This window comes from Aquimarina sp. I32.4 (assembly GCF_002924285.1).
Lineage (GTDB): Bacteria > Bacteroidota > Bacteroidia > Flavobacteriales > Flavobacteriaceae > Aquimarina.
The window spans coordinates 1-1,369 of sequence record NZ_PGUB01000232.1 but is presented as its reverse complement, the minus strand read 5'-3'; the positions used below and the strand labels follow the sequence as shown (position 1 = coordinate 1,369).

Below are 1,369 nucleotides of genomic sequence, written 5' to 3'. Positions count from 1 at the left end.
AAACCAGAAGAAGGATTGCAAATTCCCAATCCATCTTCTATCATAACAGGTATGGGTTTGATTCCTGCCATTGCCAGGATACCTGGTTTTGGCGAATTAGTACCTTTATTTGTGGCAGCAGATGTAATGAGTACCAAAGTTGCACATGAGATCATAAATGAGTTTACAGAAGATTCGCTACTGGCATGGGAACGAGCAAAACAAGGAGGACTAAACCAAGCTTTGATTTTTGTACAGAATAGTCAAGGAGCAAAGATGTTAGAACTAAATATGATAGAATTTGTAAGCCAAGAGGCTCATGAAGATTTTTTAAAAGGTAATATAATTAGTTATTTAGATTTGTTAAACTATCAACCAGAAGAAGATTCTCAGGGCTCAAATTATTATACTTATTTTTTCTATACGAATAAAGAAAATGCACAAAAGAAATACTTAATCGATTCAATATTTTTAAGAGAATGAAAAAAATACTTATTATAATATTAGTAAGCTTTTTATTTACTAATTGTAATTCCCAAATAGCTTTTGTTTCTATAGAAAAAAAGGATTTAAAAGAGCCAATAAAGATTTTATATTCCTCAAAAAACTATGATAATGCTTTTATTTATGTTTTGTATCCACTAAATGTAATAATAAAAAATAGTTCTAGTAAGGATTACAAATTATCAAACTTTTATATAGGCGGAAATAGTCCAAAGGGTATAAATTTAAGAGATTTCAAAAGGTATTTATTAATCAATGATAAAATATCACTTTTTAAAAAAGAGATATTAATAAAATCTAAACAGGAATTATCTTTAGACATTTACTGTGGAGTTAAATTAAATCAATTTCATAGTTCTGTTAACAAAAAACTGACTAACTCATCTCCTTCTCAAATTCTAAATAAATCTGTAATATTCAATCTTGATAAAAATGACTACACTAATATTATTTTAAAAAATAATTCTATAGACCTAGAAAAATATAATCTATATTTTAATTTTTATAACGTTAACACTGATTTTTATAAATCTATAGGGCTTTCAAACTAATAAAATACATTTCCTAAAGCCTAGTCTAATAAACAAAAGATCAATTTTATAATTAATTAACACTGTTCAAAAACAAGTGTAATAGAATCTATGTGCCTAAGCCAAACTACATAAATTCACATAAAAATTTGATCTTCAGGTAAATAACCAATCATACCAAAATAGATATCTAAGTAATAACCAAAAAAAACCAAATGCCTATGAAGTAAAAAGAAGATATGTATGTATATGAAGTAGCAATACACTTATATACTAATAATATCGAGTACTGACCATATTATCGTAATAGTCTGGTATCTCTTTGGGGTATAAAGACGGTAGGGGGTCTTTTTAAG

The 1,369-nt window shown here is 26.9% G+C and carries 2 protein-coding genes; both read left to right on the top strand.

What is annotated here, in order from left to right; all coding sequences use genetic code 11:
* Positions 1 to 462, top strand: a 462-nt coding sequence (locus tag CVD18_RS22930) for a hypothetical protein (RefSeq protein WP_158250548.1), incomplete at its 5' end; no start/stop codon positions are given.
* Entirely contained in the window at positions 459 to 1,034 is a 576-nt protein-coding gene (locus tag CVD18_RS22215) for a hypothetical protein (RefSeq protein WP_103867629.1), read from the top strand. The genes CVD18_RS22930 and CVD18_RS22215, both read left to right, overlap by 4 nt.
* Positions 1,035 to 1,369 lie beyond the last annotated feature (335 nt).